The sequence below is a fragment of the Prevotella sp. tc2-28 genome (genome assembly GCF_900107705.1).
GTDB lineage: Bacteria > Bacteroidota > Bacteroidia > Bacteroidales > Bacteroidaceae > Prevotella.
Genome location: NZ_FNRE01000013.1, coordinates 1 through 24,793, shown reverse-complemented (window position 1 = coordinate 24,793; position 24,793 = coordinate 1). Strand labels below are relative to the sequence as shown.

At 45.3% G+C, this 24,793-nt stretch carries 18 protein-coding genes and 1 rRNA gene; 3 read left to right on the top strand and 16 right to left on the bottom strand.

The genetic code is table 11. From position 1 onward, the window contains the following. The first annotated feature begins 185 nt into the window (after positions 1–185). Positions 186–1,136, top strand: coding sequence for an ABC transporter substrate-binding protein (locus BLU47_RS11315; RefSeq protein ID WP_091962666.1), 951 nt, complete (start codon positions 186–188; stop codon positions 1,134–1,136). A gap of 10 nt (positions 1,137–1,146) precedes the next feature. Then, positions 1,147–4,224 carry an ATP-binding protein gene (locus BLU47_RS11310; RefSeq protein WP_091962664.1) on the top strand — a complete coding sequence of 1,026 codons (3,078 nt, stop codon included), beginning with the start codon at positions 1,147–1,149 and terminating at the stop codon, positions 4,222–4,224. A 17-nt stretch (positions 4,225–4,241) separates the two neighbouring features. Here BLU47_RS11310 and BLU47_RS11305 read toward each other — a convergent pair whose 3' ends face one another. From BLU47_RS11305 to BLU47_RS11285, 5 genes are all read right to left on the bottom strand, one after another. Continuing rightward, positions 4,242–6,446 carry a S9 family peptidase gene (locus BLU47_RS11305; protein WP_091962661.1) on the bottom strand — a complete coding sequence of 735 codons (2,205 nt, stop codon included), beginning with the start codon at positions 6,444–6,446 and terminating at the stop codon, positions 4,242–4,244. A 64-nt stretch (positions 6,447–6,510) separates the two neighbouring features. Continuing rightward, positions 6,511–7,773, bottom strand: coding sequence for an aldo/keto reductase (locus BLU47_RS11300; protein ID WP_255402172.1), 1,263 nt, complete (start codon positions 7,771–7,773; stop codon positions 6,511–6,513). A gap of 333 nt (positions 7,774–8,106) precedes the next feature. Continuing rightward, the gene (locus tag BLU47_RS11295) at positions 8,107–8,424 is read right to left on the bottom strand and encodes an N-acetylmuramoyl-L-alanine amidase (RefSeq protein WP_091962656.1); all 318 of its coding nucleotides are present in this window, start codon (positions 8,422–8,424) and stop codon (positions 8,107–8,109) included. Between the two features lie 208 nt (positions 8,425–8,632). After that, positions 8,633–8,848, bottom strand: coding sequence for a DUF4248 domain-containing protein (locus BLU47_RS11290; RefSeq protein WP_176780567.1), 216 nt, complete (start codon positions 8,846–8,848; stop codon positions 8,633–8,635). A gap of 114 nt (positions 8,849–8,962) precedes the next feature. After that, on the bottom strand, positions 8,963–10,246 hold the full coding sequence (locus BLU47_RS11285; protein ID WP_091962651.1) for a VapE domain-containing protein: 1,284 nt from the start codon (positions 10,244–10,246) through the stop codon (positions 8,963–8,965). A gap of 72 nt (positions 10,247–10,318) precedes the next feature. Here BLU47_RS11285 and BLU47_RS11280 point away from each other — a divergent pair, with 72 nt between their 5' ends. Then, positions 10,319–10,822: an LPD3 domain-containing protein gene (locus tag BLU47_RS11280; RefSeq protein ID WP_091962648.1), complete on the top strand. Its 504-nt coding sequence runs from the start codon at positions 10,319–10,321 to the stop codon at positions 10,820–10,822. 115 nt (positions 10,823–10,937) lie between these two features. On the opposite strand, the gene BLU47_RS11275 is transcribed toward BLU47_RS11280, so the two are convergent. The 11 genes from BLU47_RS11275 to rrf all read right to left on the bottom strand — a co-directional run bounded on the left by BLU47_RS11275 (position 10,938) and on the right by rrf (position 24,618). After that, a complete protein-coding gene (locus BLU47_RS11275) occupies positions 10,938–11,525 on the bottom strand; it encodes a hypothetical protein (RefSeq protein WP_091962646.1) in 588 nt (195 codons plus the stop codon). 454 nt (positions 11,526–11,979) lie between these two features. Further along, entirely contained in the window at positions 11,980–12,495 is a 516-nt protein-coding gene (locus BLU47_RS11270) for an NTF2 fold immunity protein (protein ID WP_176780566.1), read from the bottom strand. 160 nt (positions 12,496–12,655) lie between these two features. After that, positions 12,656–13,372: a transposase gene (locus BLU47_RS11265; protein ID WP_176780565.1), complete on the bottom strand. Its 717-nt coding sequence runs from the start codon at positions 13,370–13,372 to the stop codon at positions 12,656–12,658. 567 nt (positions 13,373–13,939) lie between these two features. Further along, positions 13,940–14,257 (bottom strand): hypothetical protein, encoded by a 318-nt coding sequence (locus tag BLU47_RS11255; protein ID WP_091962635.1) that lies wholly within the window; start codon positions 14,255–14,257, stop codon positions 13,940–13,942. Further along, on the bottom strand, positions 14,254–14,604 hold the full coding sequence (locus BLU47_RS11250; RefSeq protein ID WP_091962633.1) for a hypothetical protein: 351 nt from the start codon (positions 14,602–14,604) through the stop codon (positions 14,254–14,256). Before BLU47_RS11250 ends, BLU47_RS11255 begins: the two co-directional genes overlap by 4 nt. Next, on the bottom strand, positions 14,594–17,812 hold the full coding sequence (locus BLU47_RS11245) for a DUF6443 domain-containing protein (RefSeq protein WP_091962630.1): 3,219 nt from the start codon (positions 17,810–17,812) through the stop codon (positions 14,594–14,596). Before BLU47_RS11245 ends, BLU47_RS11250 begins: the two co-directional genes overlap by 11 nt. Next, complete coding sequence (locus tag BLU47_RS11240) at positions 17,809–20,988, bottom strand: hypothetical protein (protein WP_091962627.1); 3,180 nt, start codon at positions 20,986–20,988, stop codon at positions 17,809–17,811. Before BLU47_RS11240 ends, BLU47_RS11245 begins: the two co-directional genes overlap by 4 nt. A gap of 9 nt (positions 20,989–20,997) precedes the next feature. Further along, positions 20,998–22,155, bottom strand: coding sequence for a hypothetical protein (locus tag BLU47_RS11235; RefSeq protein ID WP_091962625.1), 1,158 nt, complete (start codon positions 22,153–22,155; stop codon positions 20,998–21,000). 33 nt (positions 22,156–22,188) lie between these two features. After that, on the bottom strand, positions 22,189–22,545 hold the full coding sequence (locus BLU47_RS11230; protein WP_091962622.1) for a hypothetical protein: 357 nt from the start codon (positions 22,543–22,545) through the stop codon (positions 22,189–22,191). Between the two features lie 158 nt (positions 22,546–22,703). Continuing rightward, a complete protein-coding gene (locus BLU47_RS11225; protein WP_091962619.1) occupies positions 22,704–24,320 on the bottom strand; it encodes a hypothetical protein in 1,617 nt (538 codons plus the stop codon). A 185-nt stretch (positions 24,321–24,505) separates the two neighbouring features. Beyond that, positions 24,506–24,618, bottom strand: a 5S ribosomal RNA gene (rrf, locus tag BLU47_RS11220). Between the last annotated feature and the right edge of the window lie 175 nt (positions 24,619–24,793).

Genomic DNA, 24,793 nt, shown 5'->3' with positions numbered 1-24,793 from the left:
GTTATTGCAGCTACAAAAGTATAACTATTTCGTGAAAGATGCAAGAAATATAAACAAAAAAATGTTAGAATTCGCATTTTTTTAACACCACGCCAGATATAATATTTCAAAAAAAAATCTCCAAAAACTCTTTTTTTTCAAACGAAATGCTTATCTTTGCAAAAACAATATCCTAACCAGTAACTATGAGAGAGACCATAAAACTGTCAACTATCGGCCTTATCATCATAATGTTGATTCCGCTGCGACTGTGGGCAAACAAGTTTGTCTTCACCACATCATGGACTGCTCAAGCTGAATTTGCCGGCTATTACGTAGCCAAAGAAAAAGGGTTTTATCGCGAGGCAGGACTAGACGTGACTATCCAACACCCATCGCTAACCAGTTCGTCAATGAAGCGTTTGCAGACCGACCAGTGTGACGCAGCCATGTTCTCGATGATGTCTGCCATCTACTTTATTTCGCAAGGTTTTCCTTTGGTTAACATATTCCAAGACTCAATGAACAGTAGCAACATCCTGGTGTCGCGCTGGTGTACGGACCCACTTCAGATGAAAGGGAAAAAAGTTGCCATATTCAATTCAGACCCTAGTTTCCTGTTGTTTGCATTGAGCAAGATGCAGGGATTAGACTTTGAACTGGTGCCTTTCATCAGTGGCATCAACTTGTTTCTCTCTGGTGCTGTTGATGCTACAATGGTGGTAAGTTATAATGAATATATTGAATTGCTGCAGGCCGGCTTCAACATGCCAAAAGAATACATCTACCGGTTTAGTGAACATGGATATAACATTCAGGAGAATGGTGTCTATGTAAAGCGGTCTTATTTCATGGCACACAAACAAGAGGTAGAAAAGTTTGCAGCTGCCAGCCGGAAAGGTTGGGAATGGACGGCTGCACACCCCGATGAAGCGCTGGACATCGTTATGAAATACGTGAAAGAACAAAAAGTATCAACAAACCGTGTCAAGCAGAAACTCATGTTGAAGGAGGTCTTGCGTCTGCAAGTGGACCGCGAGTCGAAGCAGCGTGAGTTCCGTGTGCGAGCAGACATGGTGAGAAAAGCCAGCACGATAATGAAGGACTGTGGCATGATTAAGCGCAGAGTGACATACCACGAGTTAATAGGCAAATGAAAATAAATGGATGATGAGAATACTTAAGTTTGCAAAAAAGCATCAGTGGCTACTCATGACGATAGGCATCCTGATGACAATTGGATTCGGAATGGCTTTATACCACAGCCAGGCCTATGTACTGGAAAAAGCAAAGGCTACTGCCGTACAGTCGCTGAAGAGTATCGTATCGGATTCCTTCATGATGGTCAACAAAATCGAATCGACAGCAAACAAAATGGTTCCGAAGATTGAGCATCAACTAGACACTCCCGACGTGATGTTCAGTCTAAGCAGGGAGGTTTTGGAGGAGAACAAACTGCTAAAGGGATGCAGCGTTTCTTTCGAACCTTATTTTTTTAAGGAGAAAGGAAAATATTTCTCATGTTATTCCTATAACAACGGTGACAGCATAGCCACAGAGCAAGAGGGTGATGACGGCTACCAGTATTTCCGGATGGACTGGTACCAAATTCCACGTTTGCTTGACAAGAACTACTGGATTGAGCCGTATGCTGAGTTCAACGAAGATGGCATTATCGTCAAGGAAGTCATGACGTCTTTTTGTCAGCCTCTGCATGATAAAGATGGTAATGTCATCGGCGTCCTCTCAACTGACTTACCACTAAAATGGCTGTCTGACTTCATTCTGTCGCACCATCCTTTCCCCAAGTCCTATTGCATGCTGCTGGGCCGAGGTGGTACTTATATCGTTCATCCTGATAGCACAAAATTGTTGTATGAAACTATTTTAACTCCTACTCTAGACGGAGACTTCCCTGAACTGAAAACCTTGGGAAGAGCCATGATTGCTGGTGAGACGGGAACAGTTTCGCTAGCTTTGGACGGGGTGAATAGTCACGTCTTCTATATGCCTTTCGCTCGAACAGGATGGAGCCTGGCATTGGTTTGTCCGGACGAAGTACTATTGCACGATTACTATATTCTATCGTGGATACTGATTGTACTGATTGCTGTGGCGATCATCATGATGCTGGCCCCGATATGGACACGGTTTGTTGTCAAAGCGGATATGTCCTCTTCTAGTCAGAAAGCCTCATTGCTGCTAACGCTTTTCATACTAGGAACCACCTTGTTCTTTACAGCCTGTGAACAGCATCAGCAAGTTGCACATCAGAAGATTGAGGCAGACAGCCTTATGAACGCAGCCTACAAGATGCACGACTACGACCGTTTGTTGTCATTGGCAGACCTGCACGAATCAACTCATGCTCTTTCACCGATGAAAGCACACTACTGGCGAGGATACGCCTATTCAAGACTGCGTAAGATGCGACTGGCAGAGAGAGAATGGAAAAAGGCTGTAGCTCTGGACATCAATGACGACGACGATCTGAAGTACTATTCCAAATCGACCAACCGACTAGCAGGACTACTCTACATGAAATTCGACTATGAGGGAACGATACGGATTGCAGTGCCTGCCATGAAACTGCTTCAGGAGAAGGAGTTTACCATGAGTACTGACTATGCCAACCTGCAGACATTCCTAGGCTGCTGCCAACTGAGACTAGGACATAAGGAAGACGCAGCAAACAGTTTCGCTTTGGCATGGCAGCACTTCCTGCAAGCCACAGAATCCAGTGATGACATCGCCAACTACACCAGTGCCATCATCGGTATCGTCACCATTACGGACACTTACATCCAAACGGGGCATGACCAAGAAGCCAAGGACTGGACCGACCGCTTCGACAGCATGCTGCTGCGCTATCGTCAACACCCACAAGCCGACGACAATTTCATTGACAAACAATGGGCCAGACTGAATTTCTATAGAGCTTGTATTCTGGAAAGGCAGAACGAAAGAGTTGAAGCGCAGAAAGCATATCAGGTGGCTCTAACGACAAAATATGCCAAGACAAGCGATGGACAAATCGAGGCAACAAGCTATCTGATGGAAGCTGGGCGATGGAATGAAGCTGCAGATAAATTCACCGTTCTGGAAAGACAACTACAGCGTTATAATATGCAAATGACGTTGGATAACATCCGCACGTTCCTGATACCCAAATTCATGGCAAATGCTAGTGCCTTGAGAACAGACACAGCCTTAGTAACTGGTAAATGGATTTGTCACGCACTGGACTCTGCCATTGTAAAGGAGCGACAGAATAATGCACTTGAATTAGCTACGCTCTACGATATGCAGCAGAAGGAAACAGAGATTATCGAACAGCAGGCCTCGCTCTCGCAGCAACGCTTCCTAAGCACTGCAATCATCCTTGTACTGGTCATTTTTGGCTTCGGTCTCTTCATATATTTCCGACACCAGTCTTCCAAACGACTGAAGAAAGCCTACCATCATCTGGAGATGGCCAATGCCCGTGCTGAAGAATCATCACGAATGAAAAGCGACTTTATCCAGCAGATCTCTCATGAGATACGCACACCATTGAACGTGCTTTCTGGCTTCACACAGATTATCACTTCGCCAGACATGGAGATTGACGAAGAGATGCAGGAAGACATCAACCGGCAGATTATCGAGAACACGAACCGGATAACGGGACTCGTCAACAAAATGTTGGAACTTTCGGATGCCAACAGCCAGAAAGTCATCAAACGTCAAGACGATGTCAGCGCTGAACTAATAGCAACCGATGCCATAGATGCATCGGGCATTGCCACTGCCCAGCACTTACAATTCGACCTGCAGATAACAGAAGAGGCGTTCAACACGACGATTCATACCAATAGGCGAGCTGCAACCCGTGCACTATCGTTATTGCTCGACAATGCCCGCAAATTTACAGACCCATCAGAAGCGCATTATCATGACAACCATGATGGAGAGCAGAAGAAGGCGACCTTGCGAGTTTATACTGATGCAGAATATCTTAGGTTCTGCATAGAGGATAACGGCATCGGTGTACCCTCAGATGAGGCTGAACGTATTTTCAACGAGTTCGTACAATTGGATGAATACTACAATGGAACGGGTATTGGGCTTACTGTTGCACGCTCTCAAGCACGGCGCCTTGGTGGTGACATCTGGCTCGACCCCACCTACTCCGGTGGTGCTCGTTTCATCTATATTCTCCCTCTAGCTAAGGAGGATACAGACACTGAGGTTGAGACTATATAAGCAGCCTCGTAATCATGCTATTTTTTCAGTTCCCGTTCGAAAAACTGGATACATTGGCGATAAAGATGAAGGCGCGTATTTCCACCGTATATGCCATGATTACGATTAGTATATACTAGTTGACTGAAGTCTTTGTCTGCCTGAACTAGAGCTTCTGTGTACTCTGACGTATTACGAAAATGTACGTTGTCATCAGCCATTCCATGACATATCAACAGAGCTCCACTCAACTTTTCCACTCTTGTAAGAGGACTATCATCATATCCCGAAGCATTTTCTTGGGGAGTACGCATATAGCGCTCGGTATAGATGGTGTCATAATATCGCCAAGAAGTAGGCGGGGCAATGGCTATGCCACAACGGAATACGCCACGCCCCTCAGAAAGCGACATCAACGTATTAAAACCTCCAAATGACCATCCCCAGATGGCAATATGGTCTTTATCGACAAAGGTCTGTTGACCTAACCAAATGGCAGTTTCCACTTGATCATGTGATTCTAGCTGGCCTAATCTCAGATAGGTGCATTTTTCGAAGTCAGCACCTCGCCCACCTGTGCCTCGATTGTCTACACATACACACAGGAAGCCTTGTTGACATAGGTATTGTTCCAACAATGCACCGCAACGGGCTTGACCGATATCCCATGCATTTTTGACTTGCTGGTTGCCAGGACCTCCATATTGGTACATTATCACAGGATAACGCTTCGCCGGATTAAAATCATAAGGCTTTACCATCCAGCCATTCAATTGCACGCCATCGGCTGTGGTTAATGTGAACAGTTCTCGTTTTCCTGAGTCATATTCTTTCCATCTGTCGGATAACTCATGATTATCAATCAGCGTCTCCAGTACCACACCCTTACGATTGCAGAGCGTATAAAGCGGAGGTGTATTCAAGTCACTCCAGCCATTGATAAAAAACTGAAAATTCACACTGAACAAAGCTGTATTCCATCCTGCTTTCTTTGTAAGACACTCACGCTTTCCGCTTTTATGGGCCACCCACACTTGTTGCTCTGTAGCACCTTTTTCGTGCGATGCATAGAAAGTGTCGCCACTCTTCTCATCGTATCCATAGACTTCGCTGACCTCATAGGTTCCATCTTCTATCTGTCGGATGAGTTTTCCGTTAAGATCATAAAGGTACAGATGCATGTAACCATTACGGTCACTGGGTAGTAAGATATGGTGCTTAGTCAGTTGGATATTGCTCATGGCTTCCTCGCGCACGTATTTGTCTACCTTCTCCTCAATCGTCAGCTGAACTTGCCCCGTTGCAGGATTAGCCATATAAATGCGTAAACAATCTTGATGGCGATTCATTGTATAAATAGCCACTTTTCCTGCATCGCTTGTCATGAGGATGCGAGGGATATAGCCGTCTCTATCCAATGGAACTTGCAACTGCCTTTTAGTATGGGTTATTACATCGTAGCTCCATACCGTCACCATAGAGTTTTGCTCGCCAGCTATCGGATATTTATAGGTGTAGAAGCCTGGATAGTCAGCAAACTCCTTTCGTTCTGGACGAAGTCCTTTAAACAGGGGCATCGAGTATTGCTTTACAGCTGTTTCATCATAACGAACCCAGACCACATAGCGACCATCAGCTGTAAAGACCATCGCACGGTCGTTGCCAAATTCTTCCTCATTTACCCAATCAGGTATGCCGTTGATGACTTCATTACGTCGCCCGTCTGTCGTCACACGAGTTTCCTCAAGAGCATTCAGATAGTTTTTCAGATAGATATCATTATCTCGCACAAAGGCTATATACTTACCATCCGGCGAGAACAAGGGTGTCTGTTGGTCGCCTATATCTGACAACGGCGCCAATCGATGGTCTGCCACACTATATATATAATAGGTGGCGGTCTTTGAGTGGCGATAGATGGGTTGAGTATTAGTTTGAATAAGTAAATACTTTCCTTGAGGACTGACCTCAAAACCTTCTATACTTGCAACCCGATCATCCTTGATATCGTCAACATCTAACAGTACACCAATCTGTTTCCCCGTCTTGAAAGAGTAAACTTCTATACGTTTAGCCCCCTCCCCCATTCGTGCATACGTCTCTCCATCAGCAAGCGGTCTTACACGACCTATTGATGCAGCTTGGAATTTGCTGCTGGTCAAGTCTTTTATCTCCATTCTCTTTCCAGCTAAGGCTACTAAGCTCAAGATCAGCCCCAGCGCAATCATCATGAATCGTTTCATGTCCGCAAAGGTAGGAATTTATATTTAATCTACCAAACTTTTATGCTCCGTCTCACCATTTTACTTACCTTTTACGCAATATTTCGACGATACGGGACATTTGGTTTGGTATACGAATTTGCTGGGGACACTTCGGCAAGCATTCCTCACAGTCCTGACAACTACGCGCCCATTTCTGTATGTCGGGAAGCGCTTTGCGAAGACCGTCGGAAAATTGTTGCTTTCGGGTTGCGTAGTCATGTGATTCCTTGCCAGGTAATGGCAACACATGCTCATTAACAGCATCATTATAAAAGGCAAAGTTGCCAGGGATATCCACGCCATAGGGACATGGCATACAATAGCCACATGTTGTGCAAGGAATTGTCGGGAATCCTGCCATTTGGTCTGCGATATCGGCCAAAAGCCTATTCTCTATCTCCGTGCAAGTTTCCAATGGAGAAAAGGTCTGTAAATTATCCTTAAGATGATCCATACGATTCATACCACTAAGCGTTGTCAGGATGTTCGGATGTGATCCAACCCACCTAAAAGCCCAACGCGCCGTACTATCGCCTGGGCGTACCGCCTGTAACTGGCTTGCTAACTCGCTGGCCATTCTTCCAAAAGCACCTCCACGGAGAGGCTCCATAACAACACACTGAACACCTGTCTTGTCACATTTATTATAGAGGTATTCTGCATCGGCATCCCCACGACGTCCACTTGATGCATGGCGCCAGTCCAAGAAATTCATCTGTATCTGTACAAAATCCCAATGGTATTCTTTCTGACGGTCTAACAACCAATCGAACACCCTGACATCACCATGATAGGAGAAACCAAGATGCCTGATTCTACCAGCTTCACGCTCCTTCATCAGGAAATCCAACACACCATTATCCAAAAAGCGGCCTCTTAATGTGTCCATTCCTCCACCGCCTATGCTATGCAACAGATAATAGTCTATCTTGTCTACTTTCAGCCGTTCGAACGATTGCTCATACAATCGTTTCGATTCACTAAAGCTCCACAATCTTCGATTCTGATTAGACATTTTCGTGGCTACATAATATTTTTCACGCGGATGTCGGCTTAATGCCTCACCTGTCAGCACCTCCGAGAGTCCACCCATATACATTGGAGCAGTATCGAAATAGTTCACGCCATGATTGATGGCATAGTCAACCAACTCATTCACTTCATCCTGACTCCTCGGTAGTCGCATCATACCAAAGCCTAACAATGATATCTGCTCACCAGAACCATGCTGAACACGATAGGTCATACGATTAGGAGTATCACTAGAACTATGTTGCTCCTGAGCAAACACCTGTAACGGATCCATTATTGTCATCGCAACCGCAGTTCCAGCACCTAATCCTAGACGTCGTAAGAAATCTCGTCTTCCGTGGTTTAATTCACTATTCTTATTCATGCCCTTTTAGTTTTAGCTTTCGATGTATGGTACTAACGCATGCAAAGATAATTATTATTCTTCAAATAACAAAACAATTATAAAAAACATCAACGCAGATTATTTAATTTCTGCGTTGACTGTTCTGGAGAATTCTTCTCCTCATTTAATGGTTTATGCGTTGAATAATATATATGCGTCTTCATTTGATTTCTGAGTGCAAAATTAAAAAATCATCTCTATATTTAGTGTAAAAAATACGTGTTAGTTGTTTAATATCTCAGAATTAGGTGTGTAAATTTTAAGAAATCTAACAGTAGAAATAAACGAAGCTCCTCGGATGTCCAGCCCTCCCTCGTAGCAGATGCCTATCGAGTGCTGGTTGTGATGTTGGCAGTGGGCACCCACCATCCATTCTGGTCTGCCTGCCTCAATGACTCCGTTACGACGGATGACGTAGTGGTAGCCGATGCCGAGGTGGAAACCTCGCTGGCGATGCCACGTATCTATCTGGGCGGCTGACGACTGCTGGTCGGGCTTTACTGCCGAACAATGAATCACGATGAGGGTTATTGTGCGCATGACTGTACCAACACCGTTGAACTGATGGCTGTCAGATCACTTTAATTGCCATAACTGTTGTTTTTAAAAAGTTAATAATAAGTTAGTTCTGTCGTCTGAGGAAGCCCTTTTTGCAAGTATTAATCTCCGCAAGTGTAAGTATTAATGGGCGCAAGTGTAAGTATTAATCTCCGCAAATGTAAGTATTAATGGCTGCAATCCGCCCCCCCTACGGCTCACAAAGAAACTTCACAATCAACCGTACTTGCTCCGCAGAATAAGAATGGCGGTTGATGTTCCAATGGGTGTGCGACAGCGCCTCCACCAGTTCAGGACAGCCCTTGATGTCTTGGCGCAGGTTCTTCAGCGCCGACTTGATGTTCTGCGTCTCTGGCCAGTAGAGGCGCGCCAGCTCCCGTTTGCTATATCTACGTTCTTCTATCATGCTTTTTACTTTTTTACCTTTAAGATGACAGATGACGGATGACAGATAGATAATTGGAATTATTACGCGTACCGCATGCGCGCGGTACGCATGGAGTTTCCCGTTTCCCATCCGTCATCTGTCATCCGTCACGGCTAATGCCTGCATACGCTCCTTGATTTCCATGCCTGACCGCTGCACCACCACGTAGCCGCGCGTATGGGCTAAGCGCCGGGGCGTAAAGCCCAGCTCGACAAAGGCACGCCCCACCATGACGGGGCTTAGCTTCTGCGTCGTGTTGCCACCGATTAGCTGCAGGGCACGGCTGGTCGGCATGAACTCTCCTGATTCATGCTCATGGGGCTTGCGGAAATAGATGTCTACCAGCTCCGTCTCCAGGCGCGGCGTCTCAAACTGCTCATTGTGCGTGCTGAGCCGCTGGATCTCTGCCTGTGAGAACCAATATTGGAAACCGTCACGATACAGGCGGTATGCCTGAGCATAGATGCCGGCATAGTTCAGGGGGAACTGGCGCGGACTGGAGATGCTGTCCACTTCAAAGGGCAGCCACCGCCGGTTTCCCGTGGCGTCGGAGAGAAACTGCATGTTATTGCCCGTGCCGCAGAACGAGGCAAGGTGCCGTCGGTGCTCATGGTAGCGGCCGTAGGCAGGGCGCTCGTCGACAGAGGGCATCGTCACCACCGACTTCAACTCGTTCAGCTCGCGCGACGTCATGGTGTCCAGCTCCTCATAGCATAGCAGCCCGTACTGTGTCAGCGACAGCAGGTCGTCTTTCGTCATGCGGCTGGCGTTCGTCTTGATGCGGAAGTAAGGGCGCAGCTCGGGCGGCAACAGGTAGGAGAACCACGTCGTCTTGTACAAGCCCTGCGCACCGATTAAGACCAGTATCACGTTGTTCACCACCTGTGCGTCAATCCACCCTGCCACCATACCCACCAGCCATTTCTTCAGACACTGGCAGAACAGCAGCTGTTCCTCCGCACCACCCTTCACCACGACCGACATCGCCAGTTCCATGATATAGTCGTCCTTGTCGTCGTTCCACGGCGGCAGGCGCGTCAGGTAGAAGCGGAATGGGTCGAAGTCGGCAACATAGTCCGACTCTATCACGCGCTGCATGTCCTGCACACGCACCGTTTTTTGTTTCGACATCTCCGACCACAGCGAGTTCACCGCCCGGTCGGTAATCGGCTCCCATGCCGACGGAGGGTCGTCGGGATACTCCGTCGGCCAACAGCACTCCACGCGCCCTGTCACCACATTATGGCGCAGCAGGATGCGCTCGTCCAGAAATGCCCGGATGTCAGCCACCGTCGCCATCTGTTCCTGCCAGTTCTTCTTGTGTTCCTTAGGACCTTTCGTGTCCTTTTTCGTCTTCTTGGGCGTTTCTTCCTCCATAAGTTTAATCCTTAGGTTTTGCGGCGCAAAGATAGACAATTCACTAGTATTTTGCAAAACAATCAGTGTTGAATGAAAACGTGGGGGGAAAGTGAAAGCGTGGGGGAAAACGTGAGGGAAAAATATTTGTCTATTCAGATAGTTTTTAGTAATTTTGCAGGCTGTATGGAAAAAACAAACATATTGATAACTGCGGAAATGAAGAAACGCAGAAAGGAAATAAAAGAGGAAGCAAAAACTCTATTAGTAGGACAAGTGCTTTCGCATCCTTATTTCCCTCATGATATATATATCAATATGTCAGGTATCAAAGAATGGTTGAATCAACCTCATAGGCATTATTCGGAAAAGAATGAAGCTTTGTTGAGACTTCCCGAACTACTAAATGATGCAGAGTATATTGATGCTGTTCCCGACCCCAAAGGAAGAGACTACATTATGGCCAGTCACCTTTTCAAGACAATAATAGCAGACAGTGACAGTTGGATTATTATAAACGAAAGTATTTGGGGAGAGTATCTAGTTCACAGCATATCAGACAACATACCTTATGTAAACAAAGAACAGGACCTCTGAACCCTTCCCTCCGAAACTGCAATCCGACGCGGTATTCTGAAGCCCTGTTGTTTTTCTACTGCAAAGATAGACATTATTTTTGAAACTTCCAAATAAATAGGTCTTTTTTTGTTCTTTACAGTCCTTTTTGTTCCAAAATCTCTTTAAAGCGACCGGTAACTGCTACCATACGATCGTACGGTTTGCGAGTCGTAGAGGTCTGCGGGTCATAATGCCAACGGTCAAATGGAAGGGCGAAATCTGTCTTGCTAATTTGTTTCACCGACTCCTTCTTATACGGTTTGTTCACCTCCTCAGGCATCACCCGCCGAATGAAGGCATCGAAGCCGTCAAAGTCTGATTCCCGACAATAGCCCTTATCCACCAATATACGGTAGATTGCTTGCCAATGGGCTTGCCGATTGAATAGTAGTTTATCCTCATAACGTTCTTCCATGAGCAATATAATGCTTTGCTTTATTGCTTCAAGTGTACTCAGTTCCGAGGATAATGGTAGGGTGGGTGTGTCTTCGTTCCTTTTCTCTTTCTTCGCTTTGGGACATGCGTCGCCATAGAAGTTCTGGTTGTCCACATGATCCACGTGGAGACTGCCTTTTCCATAGATATTGATGACTGTGCTGCCTTGGTTGTTACTGTCTGCCTGGTGCAGCTTCTCAGGCAGACGGTTTAGTAATGCGACTATTTCGTCGTCGTTGAATTCCATATTTACGTTTTCCGTTTAATTATTGATAGTAAACACATATAATACGCCGTAAGGCGAGAGAGAAAACAACGGAAGACGTGGGCGGGTTAATTTGGGGTCACAGCAAGCTCCCAGGTAGGCAAACCTTTCATAGATGCTGCTACTGCCAAAAGCCCACGTCTCCGTTGTAGGAGTCGTGAGCAGGCAGCCATCGCTTCTATGAAGTCTAATTGAATTTGCCGTTCGGGAGACTAACAAAAGCTGCGGTTGCTTTTTCTTTTTATATGTTGTCGGTTGCAAAGATACTTATTTTCCTTCACATCCCGACACTTTTTGCAAATTATCTTAAGGGCTCATATTGTTTTTGTAAAAGATAATAACATATTTCGATATTTACAAATTTTATTCTCTAAAATGATCAGTAGAACCGACCCCATGATCCGCCCATGATCCGTTGTTGACTGATTGTTTTTTTTTATTTAGTATGATATATGGTATATACTTTTCCATTGTGTTTGTTAATCTCGACATGCCCCACACCTCCAAATCTCAAGGGTGCAAATTCCATATCTGTTCCCAATTTCACACTATCTTCTTTTGAGGGAGGTGGTGGAATTGGTATAGAGGTTTCCACAACCCATACACTATCCAATAATGCAACGTAATAAGGTTTTTCTTCATATACATCCTTACCGTATAGGGATTCTAACAGTAACATGCCCATCTTTACAGCAAGAGTTTCATTGGGAATGACAACTCTATCACTTGGATCATAATTACAGGAATACATCATCCTTCCAGAAAACTGTTTAGCTGTTGAAAGCGAAACTATATCATCCTCTGTTATGGTGTGACAACAGAAAGGGTTTTCCTCCTTAGGGACTATTTCTTCTGGATATAGACCTGCATAGCAATAGCCTACCCAAAAAGATATGTATATAGAAAACACGAACAGTATAAACAGAAATGCTATTATCAGATAACGTTTCATAAAAATCATTTTAAATAAGACAATATGCGATTAATAAACTGAATGAGTTCACTCTCTTTTTCTGGATCTATATTATTTGCTCTTCTATCACCAGCATTTTTATCACTTGGAATATCACTGCTAATCGTCTTTATTTTTCCTGTTTTGGGATCATATTTTTTTAAATTCCCATTGGGAGTGACAAGATACGAGTCAATTCCTCTTTCATTAGCAGAAGATATATCATCGTGTGATCAATAGAACCGACCCCATGATCCGCATCACTGTCACTGACAGACTTGCAGTCGTCAGCGTCAATATCCAAAATCTGATCACATTCCTCTAAGGGCATACACACCAATTCTTTCAGATCCTCACGGGGGATTCTGGAAAACACCGCTTTTGTTGAACAGAAAGTATCTGTACTGCTTTCAGTAATATACTCCCTCCAACTGCTCCAGGGATAATCTTCTATCTTCTCCACCATACCCGCTTTCAATGGGTTTTGGTGAATATATCTGAGTAGGGTGACGAAATATTCTATAGTGTTAACTGGCTCACTTCTGAATCGGTCCTGGAACAAATGGCCGTTTCGTTCGTACTTCTTGTTGAAGTAATGAGCATATGTCACTCCTATTATCTTTACTACATCGCTTATATTCTCTTCACGTTCCTGTATCAACAGATGAACATGGTTGCTCATCAGGCAATATGCATAGAACGTACAAAGAGACGGAAGCTGAACCTTGTGTTCGTCACACCTGTCTATCAACCCTCTGAGTATGGAAACCATCTGTTGATAATCCCGTTCATCCTCAAAGATGTCTTGTCGATTGATACCACGCAACATCACGTGGTAGATTCCCGTTCCGCTCTTCTTTCTTATCTGTCGTGCCATTCCTGTTTCTGTTATGCTGTTTTGTACAGGCAAAGGTAATAACATATTTCGTACTTACAAATTTGATCCTCTAAAAATGATCAGTAGAACCGACCCCATGATCCGTTGTTCTGTTAACAATTTCATATTATGCTCCAAAATAATAGATTGTTGATATTCTGAAACAATAGATAAAAAAGTCTAGAAAGACATCTTTGTGAATAAGGACACAAAAGAAAGCGCCAACACAAAGAGAACAGACTAATGATGCCAGTATCAAGTCCTTTTTCCAGCCAGTCAGAAGTTTGCGGTGCTTATATTTATATCTAATAAGATACGTTTCATTCTTCTTGAACATATAATACAGCCCTGCAAATCCGCATGCGACACCCCCCAGCAGAAGCACTTCCGTCTGCATAACGCTTAGCCCCTTCCATTCCTTGATAAAACCAGCCGTCAAAACCCAGGGGACAACGAATAGGCTCGTCAGGTAGGAGATGCTTAGTCCAAAGGGATTCTTGATACCCTTTGTCTCCAGGAACTTATAAAAATAAAAAAAAAGTCGTTTCATGTCTATGTCATCGTCATTTATCGGGTTCCCCATACGGCATTCACTTCTGGCATAAATGGCCAATATTCAACGATAATAGTATCGCCAACCTCGGAAGGTCCATTAAATTTTTTTCCCGTATAAATATGGCCATTAAGCTCAAACATATACGGATCGTAACCGCCTGCTCTGGGGTATGCAACATACCCAACTATAACGGCTTCCGTCTTTTCTGTATGTGCATTTGCCAAGATAATCCATCTGATACAACTTGTAACATTAAAGAGAATGAACCATGGGAATAGAATAGCAGCTACACCCATTAATATGATGTCTCTTATTCTTTTATTTATCATCTCTTTCTATCGTCTTTTATAAATGGGTTATACAATTCATTCACAGAAGGCATAAATGTCCAATATCTAACGATAACACTATCACCACAGTTGACATAAGTAAAGGAGGTCGTTCCTTCATAACTCCTGTTGCTAAGTATGAATTCATAACAATAGTATCCTTTATTAGACCATAGTTTTGTCGACTCAACTTTTTTTGTGATTCTCGCAGGAACCTCCTTTGCATAAGAACTATTCAGCAGTAAAGTTTTACCACAGTTTTTATAGATTAATATAGGAGCAGAGATTGCTAATAGAATCTCTATTAAATATATTAATTTGGCTATTGCGACATTCTTAATTTCCATTATCTTTCTCCTTAACAATATAATTTTCGAATGATTTGGATGTCAATTCGTTTGTTTTCTTTAATGATGCTTCAACTTGCTTATTTACTTTGTCTGCTCTTAAATTTTTCTGGGCAGCAACACTTCTTGCTTTTGAATTAATACCACCGTTCTTAACTCCTTCTGCTCTTAGTTGTGCTTTTACTTGGTTTTTTGTAACATACGATATCTTAGGAGATGGTATCTTATTTAACATTCTATTGGCACCTTTTCCCACCAAATTTCCTGTAGCATTAGTAACAAGTTCCTTTCCTCCTCTTACATGAACATCTAAATTTCCTTTTTTGTCAGTTCCCACTTTAATCATTGTGGAGAATGTTTTCGCAGTTGTTGTTATTGTTTTTAAAGAGGATGCTCCGCCAGATACAGCACCTACCATGCCACTTGCTGCAATACTCCCCATATCAATATCATGGGTAAATGCTTCGGTAAATGAGGTGTTACCACTTGCAATATTACCTATTACTTGAGCTGCATAATCAACACCTGCTCCAACGACAAAGCCAATAAAAGGATTCCTACCATCAGGATCAAATGCATTAATCGGGTTATTCGTGCAATACGTATACGGACTGATGTTGTAGTCTTTCTCCGCCAGCGGGTCGATGCTCGTGAAGGACCCCCTTGCAGCGTCATAGTGCCTTGCCCCATAGTCGTACCAGTCGAGGCCGTGCATGCGGTCGAGCTCCTTGCCGTTGTACTTGAATCGCTGGGTGTCGCCATTGGTGCTCTCTCCCATCAGGCCACCGAAGGGATAGTAGTGGTTCACCTGCTCCGCCGTACCGCTGGCACTGGCTACGATGCGGTTGTTGCCAAGGTGGTCTTTCAGGTAGAAATGGTACACGGGTGTACTGCCACTGAACGTGACATATCCGCCATCGACAAGAATCTGTTTCAATACGTTGTTCTCGTATATCACGTTGCCACAGTAGTCCGTCGGAACCTCCGTGGATACAGGCGACGTCTTGTAGCTGACTCTCAGCTTCTTGCCACCGGCACCATAGATATACGCGGCACTCCTGCCGTCGGAGTATGTGATACTCGTCGGCAAATTTAGCGAATTATATTGAATTGACGAAATATTCTTATTTAAATCTTTCGTCATGTTGCCATTTTCGTCGTATTCGTACTCTGTATCCTCATCGGCTCCGTCCCGGAAGTGGAAGGCTCCGGCGTATGTCGGGTCCGTGGAATCGTCGTCCGCCTTGTCAATCTGGTTGCCGTCGTAGGTGAAGGTGACGTCGTCAATGAGCCCATAGTTGCCGTTGTCCTGCCTGCCACTGCGTTCCATCGTCAGCATATTGCCCATCCGGTCATAGCTGTAGGCGGTGCCGTACTTCGTGCTGGCATTACCGCCCTCCTTGTAGCTGGCCTGTGTCAGACGGGAGAAACTGTCATACTGGAAGGTGTAGCCCCGAAGCAGGCTGCCCGTCTGCCAGTCCATGGCCGAGATGTTGCCACCATACTGTGCCGTACTTCCGTTGTGCGACGTATGATAATACAGGTATTCCTTGAACAGCGGACTGTCTATACTTGTCATCCAGCTGCGCACGTTGTAGGTATAGTCCGTCTTCAGCGTATTGCTGCCGTTGCGGGTACAGTGCTCCAGCCGTCCCAGTTCGTCATACTGGTTAGCCTGCAGGGTTATCACGCTGCCGTTATTAAGCCTGTGCGTCTTGGTCAGCAGCCGTCCCGCATGGTCGTAGGTGCTGGTGACGGTCTCCGTCGTCACGGTATTGTTATTTCCCTGATGGGTGTGGCACTCCTTGACCACATGGTCTGTGAAGTCATAGCCCGTATACACGCAGTCGTAGCCACCCAGATGGTTAGTGCTGCGGGTCTGTATCACCCGTCCGCGGTCGTCATAGTACAGGGCTGAGTAATTATAGCCAACGACTCCCGCCGGTGTCAGCCGTGCCGTGACGCTGCCTGTCAGCAGCCCTTTGGGCGAAGCCAGTCCCTGCGTACCGCAGTCATTGTCCGGCGGTGTGGCATAGGAAAGTGCCGAGGGGATGTTGTTGGTTCCGATGAAACTGTAGTCATCGTAGTAGCTGACGGTATGCACCACGGCATTGCTGAGCTGGATGCCGCTGACGGTATAGCCATAGGTGCCTCCCGTCGTAGTCCGCGTGGCCTTCACCACCGTATTGAAGAGCGGCTCCGTGCTGTAGTTGCCCGAATAGCTGCATTCCCCCGTCAGCACGGTGCGCCCGAAGGCGTCGGGGATGCTGAAGCTCCACAGGTTGCTGCTGTTGCTGCGCTGTACACCATCCTGCGACAGGATGAGCCGTCCTGCCTTGTCGTAGATATAATAGACGGGCTCGCACCCCGGCAGACGCTTGTAGATACAGTGGTGCAGACCGTCATAGCGGTATTCGTAGCCATACTGCTTTACTTCTTCATCTGAGGGGGCAAGGTAATAGTTGCCTTCCACCATGTCCGACAGCGCGGGAGGGAGCACCATGACAAGATTCCCCGCATGATCGTAGGCATAGTTGGTAGTCAGTCTCTCAGTCCCCTTTATCCTGCGCTCGGCGATGATTTGTCCGTCCTTGTTGACAAACGACAGATGGCGCAGGCCGTCCTCGTCAACCATCTCGTTGACCAGCATGGCATTGGCATTATAGGTTGCATTTACGAAACAGGCCGATCCCGGCGGGACAAGTCCCAGCGTGTGCTTCACGCCATAGTCGCCGGAGGTCTGGTTGGAGTTCAGGTAGTGGCGTACGCTCTTCGACTGCTGTCGCCAGGCCGTGCCGGGCAGCTCCTCCTTAGTGGCGAAGTCCAGCGGGGAGGGCTCGTAGGTATGGCGGGTATAGGGGTCGTTGTCGGCATTGACCGAGCGGCTTGAGGTCTTGAGGACAGATACTGTCTGACAGGAAGCGGACTCGGAGATGCCTGGCAGCCAGACATACTCCGGACGGCGGAAGGCATCGTACTCATGCAGCGTCACCAGGTTCTTATGGGATGGGGTGATACCGGCCTGTACGTCCTGATAAACCTGTCCCAGCCCGTTGTCGTAGCTGATGCGGTCAAGATAGGCAGTACCGACCGCGTTCGTCATCGTCCGTGTCTTGACATAGCTCCAGTTGGCATCCTGTGCATGTATGCTGACGGACAGAAGCGTCAGCAGGAGATAAGACAGTCTATAATGTATGTTCATGTTCATTGTGTAATGGTTTGATAGGTGTATTGTTCCAAAATCCTTTTATTCCCAGATGAAACGACATTGCCTTCATAATAGTATTTCTCGCACAGACGGTCAAGGTCATCATAGCTGTAGCAGATTGTCTTACCAGAAGGGTCTGTGGCAGAAGTGATGCCCACATTTGTCCTATAGGTCCATGTGGATATGAGCGATCCGGCCAGACTGGCATGCTGGCGCAGGCTGTTAAGCTGTGAGAGGGTCGGATATATGTTTGCCAGCGACTGTATGCTGCATCCGAATACCGCATTGACAGCACTCTCCACCTGACTCAATGTGGTGTTCTTGATTTCCGCTATCACATGATTGTCACCGTTACCCCAGAGATAGACAGTATGCTCACCACTTCTGTCCATGACTTCAATCGGATTGCCGTTAGAGGAATACACAAGAACGCTATCGGTCGGTACAAAGCCTGTATGAACAGAACCGGAAGACAGTTCGTAGATACGGGAAGGGAGGAAGAGTGTCCGATTACCAAACTCATATTCTTTGTAGTCAACCTTATAGCCCTCGGCATCACGCTGTATCACGTCATTGACTTGGGTTCTGCAGGTCAGGACAGGAGAAATCATGTTGTTCAAGGCCATCTGGCTTGCGACGTCAGTGGAATCACCACTGACCTCAGGATACGTGTAAGTCGTAACATTATTTCTGTCACTGCTGACTTGACGAGTGACCACCTGACGCCGGTTATTAAAGGTCAGCAACTCATATTCATTGTGGGTTCCGTTATCCGTATAGGTATAGACATACTTGGAAGACTGTCGTTTATCACAGATCGACATCCCCTTACTCAGATAGTATTCTGAAACATGAGTATAGGCGGGTTCCCACCCTGGTGAATAGGCCTCATGATAGAAATAGTCAGACATATAGGAAGATACCTTATTATAACTATAGGTTTCTTGGTTCTTGCTCTTCCAATGTACGTCCGGTGCAACGTCTTGTGCGGCATAGACAGTTTTTGAGGTTGGCAGGTCTTTTTTGTACAGACTTTCCTCACAAAGATACACGTTCTGATACCATCTGAGAGGCTCAACATAGCACGAGTCTCCATCCGGATGACTGTATATGTCAAACTTATAGACAGTCTTGCCTGTAGTATTCTCGGGCTGATCGTCATAATAGCCAATGTCACCGTGATAGACGGTAATCTCTGGATAGATGACTGCCTCACGGCCATGCAGAAGGTTACGGAATGTCAATGGACTGAAGTGCAGTTCCCAATGCCATGCCGAACTTAATGAACCCGCTGATTCAAAAGGATTATTAAATGACGTGTTTTGTCCATAGGGATGTTCCCCTAAAAACATTTGCCTGATATCACTGGGGATAGACTGGGAGTTGGAATAGCCGGCATAGGTCTGAACGTTGGGATCGACAACGGGTTCGCCAAAGCCAATATGCTGTAGCGAATTGTTATTTGTCAGGTTTGGAAGGTTCAGCTGATTGATATTGGCTTCACGAAAAGTGGGACCGTAACGGTATTCCTTGACATCGGCAACCTGTCCGTCTGCGGTGTAGTTGGTAATGCTCCTGATGCGGAACCCGCCGCCTTCAATCACTCTGCGCAGTCTCTTTGCCTTTACATAGTTGCCATTGGCATCCGTGGCAGTGACAAATCGGTGATTCTCGAACGAGAAAGTGGTCTTGCCACCATTAGGATAGGTTATCGATTTCAGGACACCATGGTAGTTAGGACTTGTAGCTTGACGAATTTCAGACACGGTGTTCTGTCCTTGCATCTTTATTTTACGGTAAGGATTGAGTTCACCCGGGTCTTTGGCAATGTGTTTAAATAAGCCGGAGGGATTCAGGGCATTATCGGTCATGTCATCATCGCATTCTATATAGAAATTGATATTTGCACAGTTTGGGTAGCTATGACCGTCAAAATTACAATTGCCCCAATGGTCGGTACCTTGCATGTTACTGCTAACAGAGTAATTCTCAAATTTATACACCAGAGAGTCCGACGAGTTAGCACCCCCTTTGACAATCATCTTTTTCAGATTATATACAGGATTGCCGTTGACTGAGTGCTCATTATAAGAAAAACTATACTCACGGCTAGGACCTCCGCTGAGCGTAAGCCGTTTTAGATGGTTATACTCTGACTCTCCGCTATTATTATCATAATCAAAATAGACAGTTGTTCCTCCGGCATGGATGGCAGAAAGTAACTTCATTTTATAATTGGTGTGGGGGTCGCTCTCCTTAAGATCCACATACAAAGGGTTGGTGGTATAATAAGAAGCATCAGCATAATACGTACGGATAAGGCTCACACGCGGTTCCTTTATTCCCACGGTATTATACTGGGCAATAGTTGGTCCGTAGGAAAAATATATCGGAGTGGTGGAATTGGGGAGAGTAATGCTCCCAAGATACCAAGCTACGTTATACATATTGAACGGATTGACAGCACTCACCATCGCTTGGTCAGCGACATCGAAAACATATTTAACACCCGCCTCGTCAATCACGGTAAAGCCGTAGATGTCACTGCTGTTATAGTTACAGGTAATCTTCACCTGTCTGCCGTCTGAGACAATATAGCGGAAACCCTGATACTGGTCGTTATCGATAAAGAATGTAAATGAGGAGCCGTCGGGCAACGTGGCAGAAAACCTGTCGTGCTGAAAATTGTGAAGATACAATGAACTTGCCACATTACTATCATACAGATAATCGAACATATTGGTGCTGAGCTGGAAGTTTGTCCGTTCATCTGGGGCGGTTTCGGTAGTCCTGGAGATACAGGAGCTTCCTGTCAATGCCCAGCCATGACCATAGACGTCATAGTTATATCCCTGCTTGAGCGGTCTTGCCTCATAACGCATCGCAATGGGTATCTTGTAGCCGTGATGGTTGATCTCAAATAAGGGTATGCTGATGTCGGGGATACCATACGCATTCTCTACCGTGAAATCACCCAGCCGCTGGAAAGCCTGAGCCTGGGGAGAGGTCGGGATTGAAGGTGCTACGATTGGAATATTGGGGCTTAACCTAGTTTCCGGCAGTGTATCTATAGGTGTATCTGCCGTTATAGTGTCCTTCTGACTCGTCTGAGCTCTGCCGTTGAGTGATAAGAACAGAAAGAGAATGAGAAAATATAAAAAACGATGTGTCTTCATATTTGTTCTTTATAGATTGATGACTTGACTGGAAACCTGTCCGTTGACATTCAGGTAAAGCACGTACTGACCATGATGCAGACCATTGCAATCAACCGTAAGTTGCTGCATCTGGCCTTTCTGCCCTGACTGGGCATTGTGGCGAAAGACTATACCCGATACACTGCACACCAGTGCTTTTACCGTTGCGTCTTCCGCCAAATCATAGTTGACTATAACGGAAGAGCCGTTCACGTTGATGTCTAAGTTTTGAATGGAAAAATTGCCATGACTGCCATTTCCGTTACCCTGCCGATTTCCGTTGTCTCCTGCTTTGTCAGCTTCCGCTAAGAGATGGCGTATTTGCTCGTTTTCCTCGTCACTAACCAGGTTCTGCTCTTCCGGACTGCAATAGTAGGTTGCTGAATAGTAGGGCTTGCTGCCCTTCAGGCTGGTGGAGGTGCATTCCAATATAGGATGACGGTAGCCTGTAGCATACCAACGGTAGGTGTTGGTCACCGTCTGCAAAGAGTCTGTAATCAGATGCTGACGGATGCTGTCCGTGGTAAATGGGGCTACGCTGTCCACATACATTTTCAGTTCTTTCTCGGTCTGGATTTGCGGATAGAGGTGTTGTACAGTCAGTTTACGGATGTGTACTCTGCTGACGTGACGAAGAGTATCACCAGAAGGCAGAATCAAATCGCCCGTTCCATCCACCTCTACCAGGTACGAGCCATAGATGCGCATGAACATCTTCTCGCAATAGGTCATAATTCCGTGAAATAGTCCTTCGTGACGGTTACCAAACCTCAATGGTAGGTGCAAAAGCAATTCAGGACGGTCATATTGTACTTTGGTCAGGTTGTTCTCGTATCCGCACAGCATGATGGAATCCACTGTTGAACGATAATAGGAACGGGTACGCTGTTCCGTGCCAGCCACAATATCGCTGCTACTATCTGGCACTGCCAATTCATATCTCACTGTGTAGTCAGCATCTGGCAGCTCTATCGTACTGATGTCCCATACCATGTTCTCACCAGTAACCTTCGTGTCAAGGTATTCCACTTGCTGCTTCTTTACCTGCCCGTCAGCTTTCGGCTGGTATGAACCTTGGATATTCTGAGCATTGGCAGTTATGCTTATAACCGCCAATGCCAAACCCGTTATTAAATCCTTTGCCATATTCGTTCCACGGAATCGGGTTGTTATAATTGATTATAATTCTATCCAACCAGTGAACAACCAGTAACCCATTCTAAGTTCGATGACATATTCACCAGAGAGAATTGACGGCAACGTAACCTGTGTCAAAGTAGAATAAACCACAGTAGAGTAAACCACCTCACCATCTTCATCCTTTATATTAAGGATATACTCTGGATGATCTGCCACAAAAGAAAGAGAATAATCCTCAATGTAAACAGTAGGTGCCTGCATAGGAGCTTTGGGGTAGCCATTCCCTATTGGCATGTCGTCATCATCAATACTTACTGTGAAAGGAATAATGTCCCACGCATAGACACTTGTGCTCATCATGAAAGCACATAAAAATAAAAACAATACTTTTCTCATAATTCATTAAATAAAATTGTAACGGCAAAATTATGAGAAAAAAGTGAAACAGGGAATAAAAAGCAGAATTAAGAATTAACCAAAAGTTAACCAAATATAAGTGGCTGACAATCAGAATGTTTCCGCTATAAATTTAGAAAGGCTTAAGCACAAAGTGCCTAATTTATTTTGGCTAATTCTTTTGCCAGTTCTCTTGAACTTCCCTTTTTGTTGAAGAGAACGGCAAAAATGGTTGTGCAAATTTTGGATATGTAAGGAGGACTCACACCGAGCATGTTGGCAATCTCTCCAGCTTTGAAATGTAGACGAAGTAACAAGCAGACTTGATAGTCTGCAGTATTTATCTTGAGTTTTGAAGTTAAAAAGTCATGATAGCCTGGGAGATATTCGTTTATCAGTTGGTATATAATATCCCAATCATGTTGTTGCAGTTCTCGTCCTTTATAAGCTAAATCTTTTATCTTTTGATAGTTGGGAGATAATTGCAAGTCGTTTTCTATCTTTTCAGCTCCAAAATAGACTATTTTGCCGTACTTGCCTAATTTACGTTCCAGTTGTTTTATTCTCTCTTCTTTCTCCATGATAGACTGATGATTGACTGAACTGTCTTGCTGGAGTTCTGCCAATTCCTCTCTGGCAGCAGTTAATTCTATAGAAACCTGCTGAAGTTTTTTTATTAATTGTACGCGTGCGAAGTAAAGCCATGATGCTATCAGAGATATGGTTAAAAGGGCAATAAGGCTAAATAAGAGCATCCTATTTGCTTGGGTGGTCTTCTCTGTTTCTTGTCGGGCTATTTCTTGTTGGCGGCTATAGTCATACATCGCCTGGATTCGTTTAACCTCTTTCACGTTTTTTTGAGCATATAAAGAGTCACTCATGTCATAGGCATAAACGGCATATTTAGCTATGGAATCTGGACGATATCGCTTTTGATATAACATTGTTAATCCTTTTGCAGCCGCATTCTGGTTGTTAAAATCACGACCGTCATGCAGTTCCTTGCGGAAATAATATTCAGCAGAATCCAAGGCGTTCGTATTTAAATAGTAAAGGCCTTTAGACTTATAATAGATTTCACGACCAGGTACGATATTTCCCATAGAATCAAAATAGCCAGACTTAGACTCATATTGATTCATGTAACTCTTAGCTTTTGCAAATTCTCCTTTCTCTATCAAATCTCTGACATTGGTTCCAAGTGCTACTGCTGCGCGATTATAATACCCATATTTTTTGTATTGATGTGCTACATTTTCTGTAATAAATATGGCAGAGTCAATAATCTCCAATCTCTGATATGCAAAACGTTGTTGTTCGTAACACATTAGTGCAGCAAGCGTGTCTTTCCCTTTCCAAGCAAACTTCTCAGCATGTTTACTATGGACTATCTGCTGTCTATATAATCCCTGATAATAGAAAATATTCGCCATCTGCCCATAGACTCTACTCAACTGATTATAATCGCAGTCAGCAGCGGTGGTATCGGCCAATTCCACTGCATCCTGATAGCACTTTAGAGCCATGGGAGCCTCGCCATGCTTATAGTAGGCACGGCCAAGGAGATAGTGGGCTAACACCTGGTCGTTAGGGGTGCCGTGGTCGTCGAAGAAATGCACGAGGGGTTCCACGTCCTGCATGGTAAAGGGCTGGTCGGTACGGTTGAGTACATTAATACTGTCGAGCCCTGCACGCATCCGCGCCCGCTCGCCTGCCGTGGTGCATCCCATCAGCACCAACAGCAATCCAAATAGATATACTACCAACCGTCTCATGGATGCAAAGTTACAAAAAGTCGAGAGCAATACAAAACAAATTTACTTGTTTTTATTGCCGAGACGCAGTAACTTCGATATCACAGATGTCAAAGGTACGAAATTATTACGACATCCCCGACAGTTAGGGCATGGAAACAAGAAAGCACCCTGTCTCATTGCTGAAACAGGGTGCTCAAGGAAAAAAGTGGCGGCCTCCTACTCTCCCGCATTGCATTGCAGTACCATCGGCGCAAGCGGGCTTAACTTCTCTGTTCGGAATGGGAAGAGGTGGGACCCCGCCGCAATAACCACCTGATAAATCTTCGAATTAGGAATTAGTAATGAGTAATGAGTAATTATGATTACCCAATCCCATCACATGTCCTCCTAACCGTATAGGTGACAATCTTCACAAGCAAGCCAGAGATGTCGATTCGTTACCAACACCTGAAAAGATGACTGCGGCAAAAGCTATCGGGCAATTAGTAAGG

What these genes read in the sequence shown, in the direction of transcription:
- BLU47_RS11315 (WP_091962666.1), top strand. Translation starts at nt 186, where the DNA reads ATGAGAGAGACCATAAAACTGTCAACTATCGGCCTTATCATCATAATG.
- BLU47_RS11310 (WP_091962664.1), top strand. Translation starts at nt 1,147, where the DNA reads ATGATGAGAATACTTAAGTTTGCAAAAAAGCATCAGTGGCTACTCATG.
- BLU47_RS11305 (WP_091962661.1), bottom strand. Translation starts at nt 6,446, where the DNA reads ATGAAACGATTCATGATGATTGCGCTGGGGCTGATCTTGAGCTTAGTA.
- BLU47_RS11300 (WP_255402172.1), bottom strand. Translation starts at nt 7,773, where the DNA reads ATGGATCCGTTACAGGTGTTTGCTCAGGAGCAACATAGTTCTAGTGAT.
- BLU47_RS11295 (WP_091962656.1), bottom strand. Translation starts at nt 8,424, where the DNA reads ATGCGCACAATAACCCTCATCGTGATTCATTGTTCGGCAGTAAAGCCC.
- BLU47_RS11290 (WP_176780567.1), bottom strand. Translation starts at nt 8,848, where the DNA reads ATGATAGAAGAACGTAGATATAGCAAACGGGAGCTGGCGCGCCTCTAC.
- BLU47_RS11285 (WP_091962651.1), bottom strand. Translation starts at nt 10,246, where the DNA reads ATGGAGGAAGAAACGCCCAAGAAGACGAAAAAGGACACGAAAGGTCCT.
- BLU47_RS11280 (WP_091962648.1), top strand. Translation starts at nt 10,319, where the DNA reads ATGAAAACGTGGGGGGAAAGTGAAAGCGTGGGGGAAAACGTGAGGGAA.
- BLU47_RS11275 (WP_091962646.1), bottom strand. Translation starts at nt 11,525, where the DNA reads ATGGAATTCAACGACGACGAAATAGTCGCATTACTAAACCGTCTGCCT.
- BLU47_RS11270 (WP_176780566.1), bottom strand. Translation starts at nt 12,495, where the DNA reads ATGAAACGTTATCTGATAATAGCATTTCTGTTTATACTGTTCGTGTTT.
- BLU47_RS11265 (WP_176780565.1), bottom strand. Translation starts at nt 13,372, where the DNA reads ATGGCACGACAGATAAGAAAGAAGAGCGGAACGGGAATCTACCACGTG.
- BLU47_RS11255 (WP_091962635.1), bottom strand. Translation starts at nt 14,257, where the DNA reads ATGATAAATAAAAGAATAAGAGACATCATATTAATGGGTGTAGCTGCT.
- BLU47_RS11250 (WP_091962633.1), bottom strand. Translation starts at nt 14,604, where the DNA reads ATGGAAATTAAGAATGTCGCAATAGCCAAATTAATATATTTAATAGAG.
- BLU47_RS11245 (WP_091962630.1), bottom strand. Translation starts at nt 17,812, where the DNA reads ATGAACATGAACATACATTATAGACTGTCTTATCTCCTGCTGACGCTT.
- BLU47_RS11240 (WP_091962627.1), bottom strand. Translation starts at nt 20,988, where the DNA reads ATGAAGACACATCGTTTTTTATATTTTCTCATTCTCTTTCTGTTCTTA.
- BLU47_RS11235 (WP_091962625.1), bottom strand. Translation starts at nt 22,155, where the DNA reads ATGGCAAAGGATTTAATAACGGGTTTGGCATTGGCGGTTATAAGCATA.
- BLU47_RS11230 (WP_091962622.1), bottom strand. Translation starts at nt 22,545, where the DNA reads ATGAGAAAAGTATTGTTTTTATTTTTATGTGCTTTCATGATGAGCACA.
- BLU47_RS11225 (WP_091962619.1), bottom strand. Translation starts at nt 24,320, where the DNA reads ATGAGACGGTTGGTAGTATATCTATTTGGATTGCTGTTGGTGCTGATG.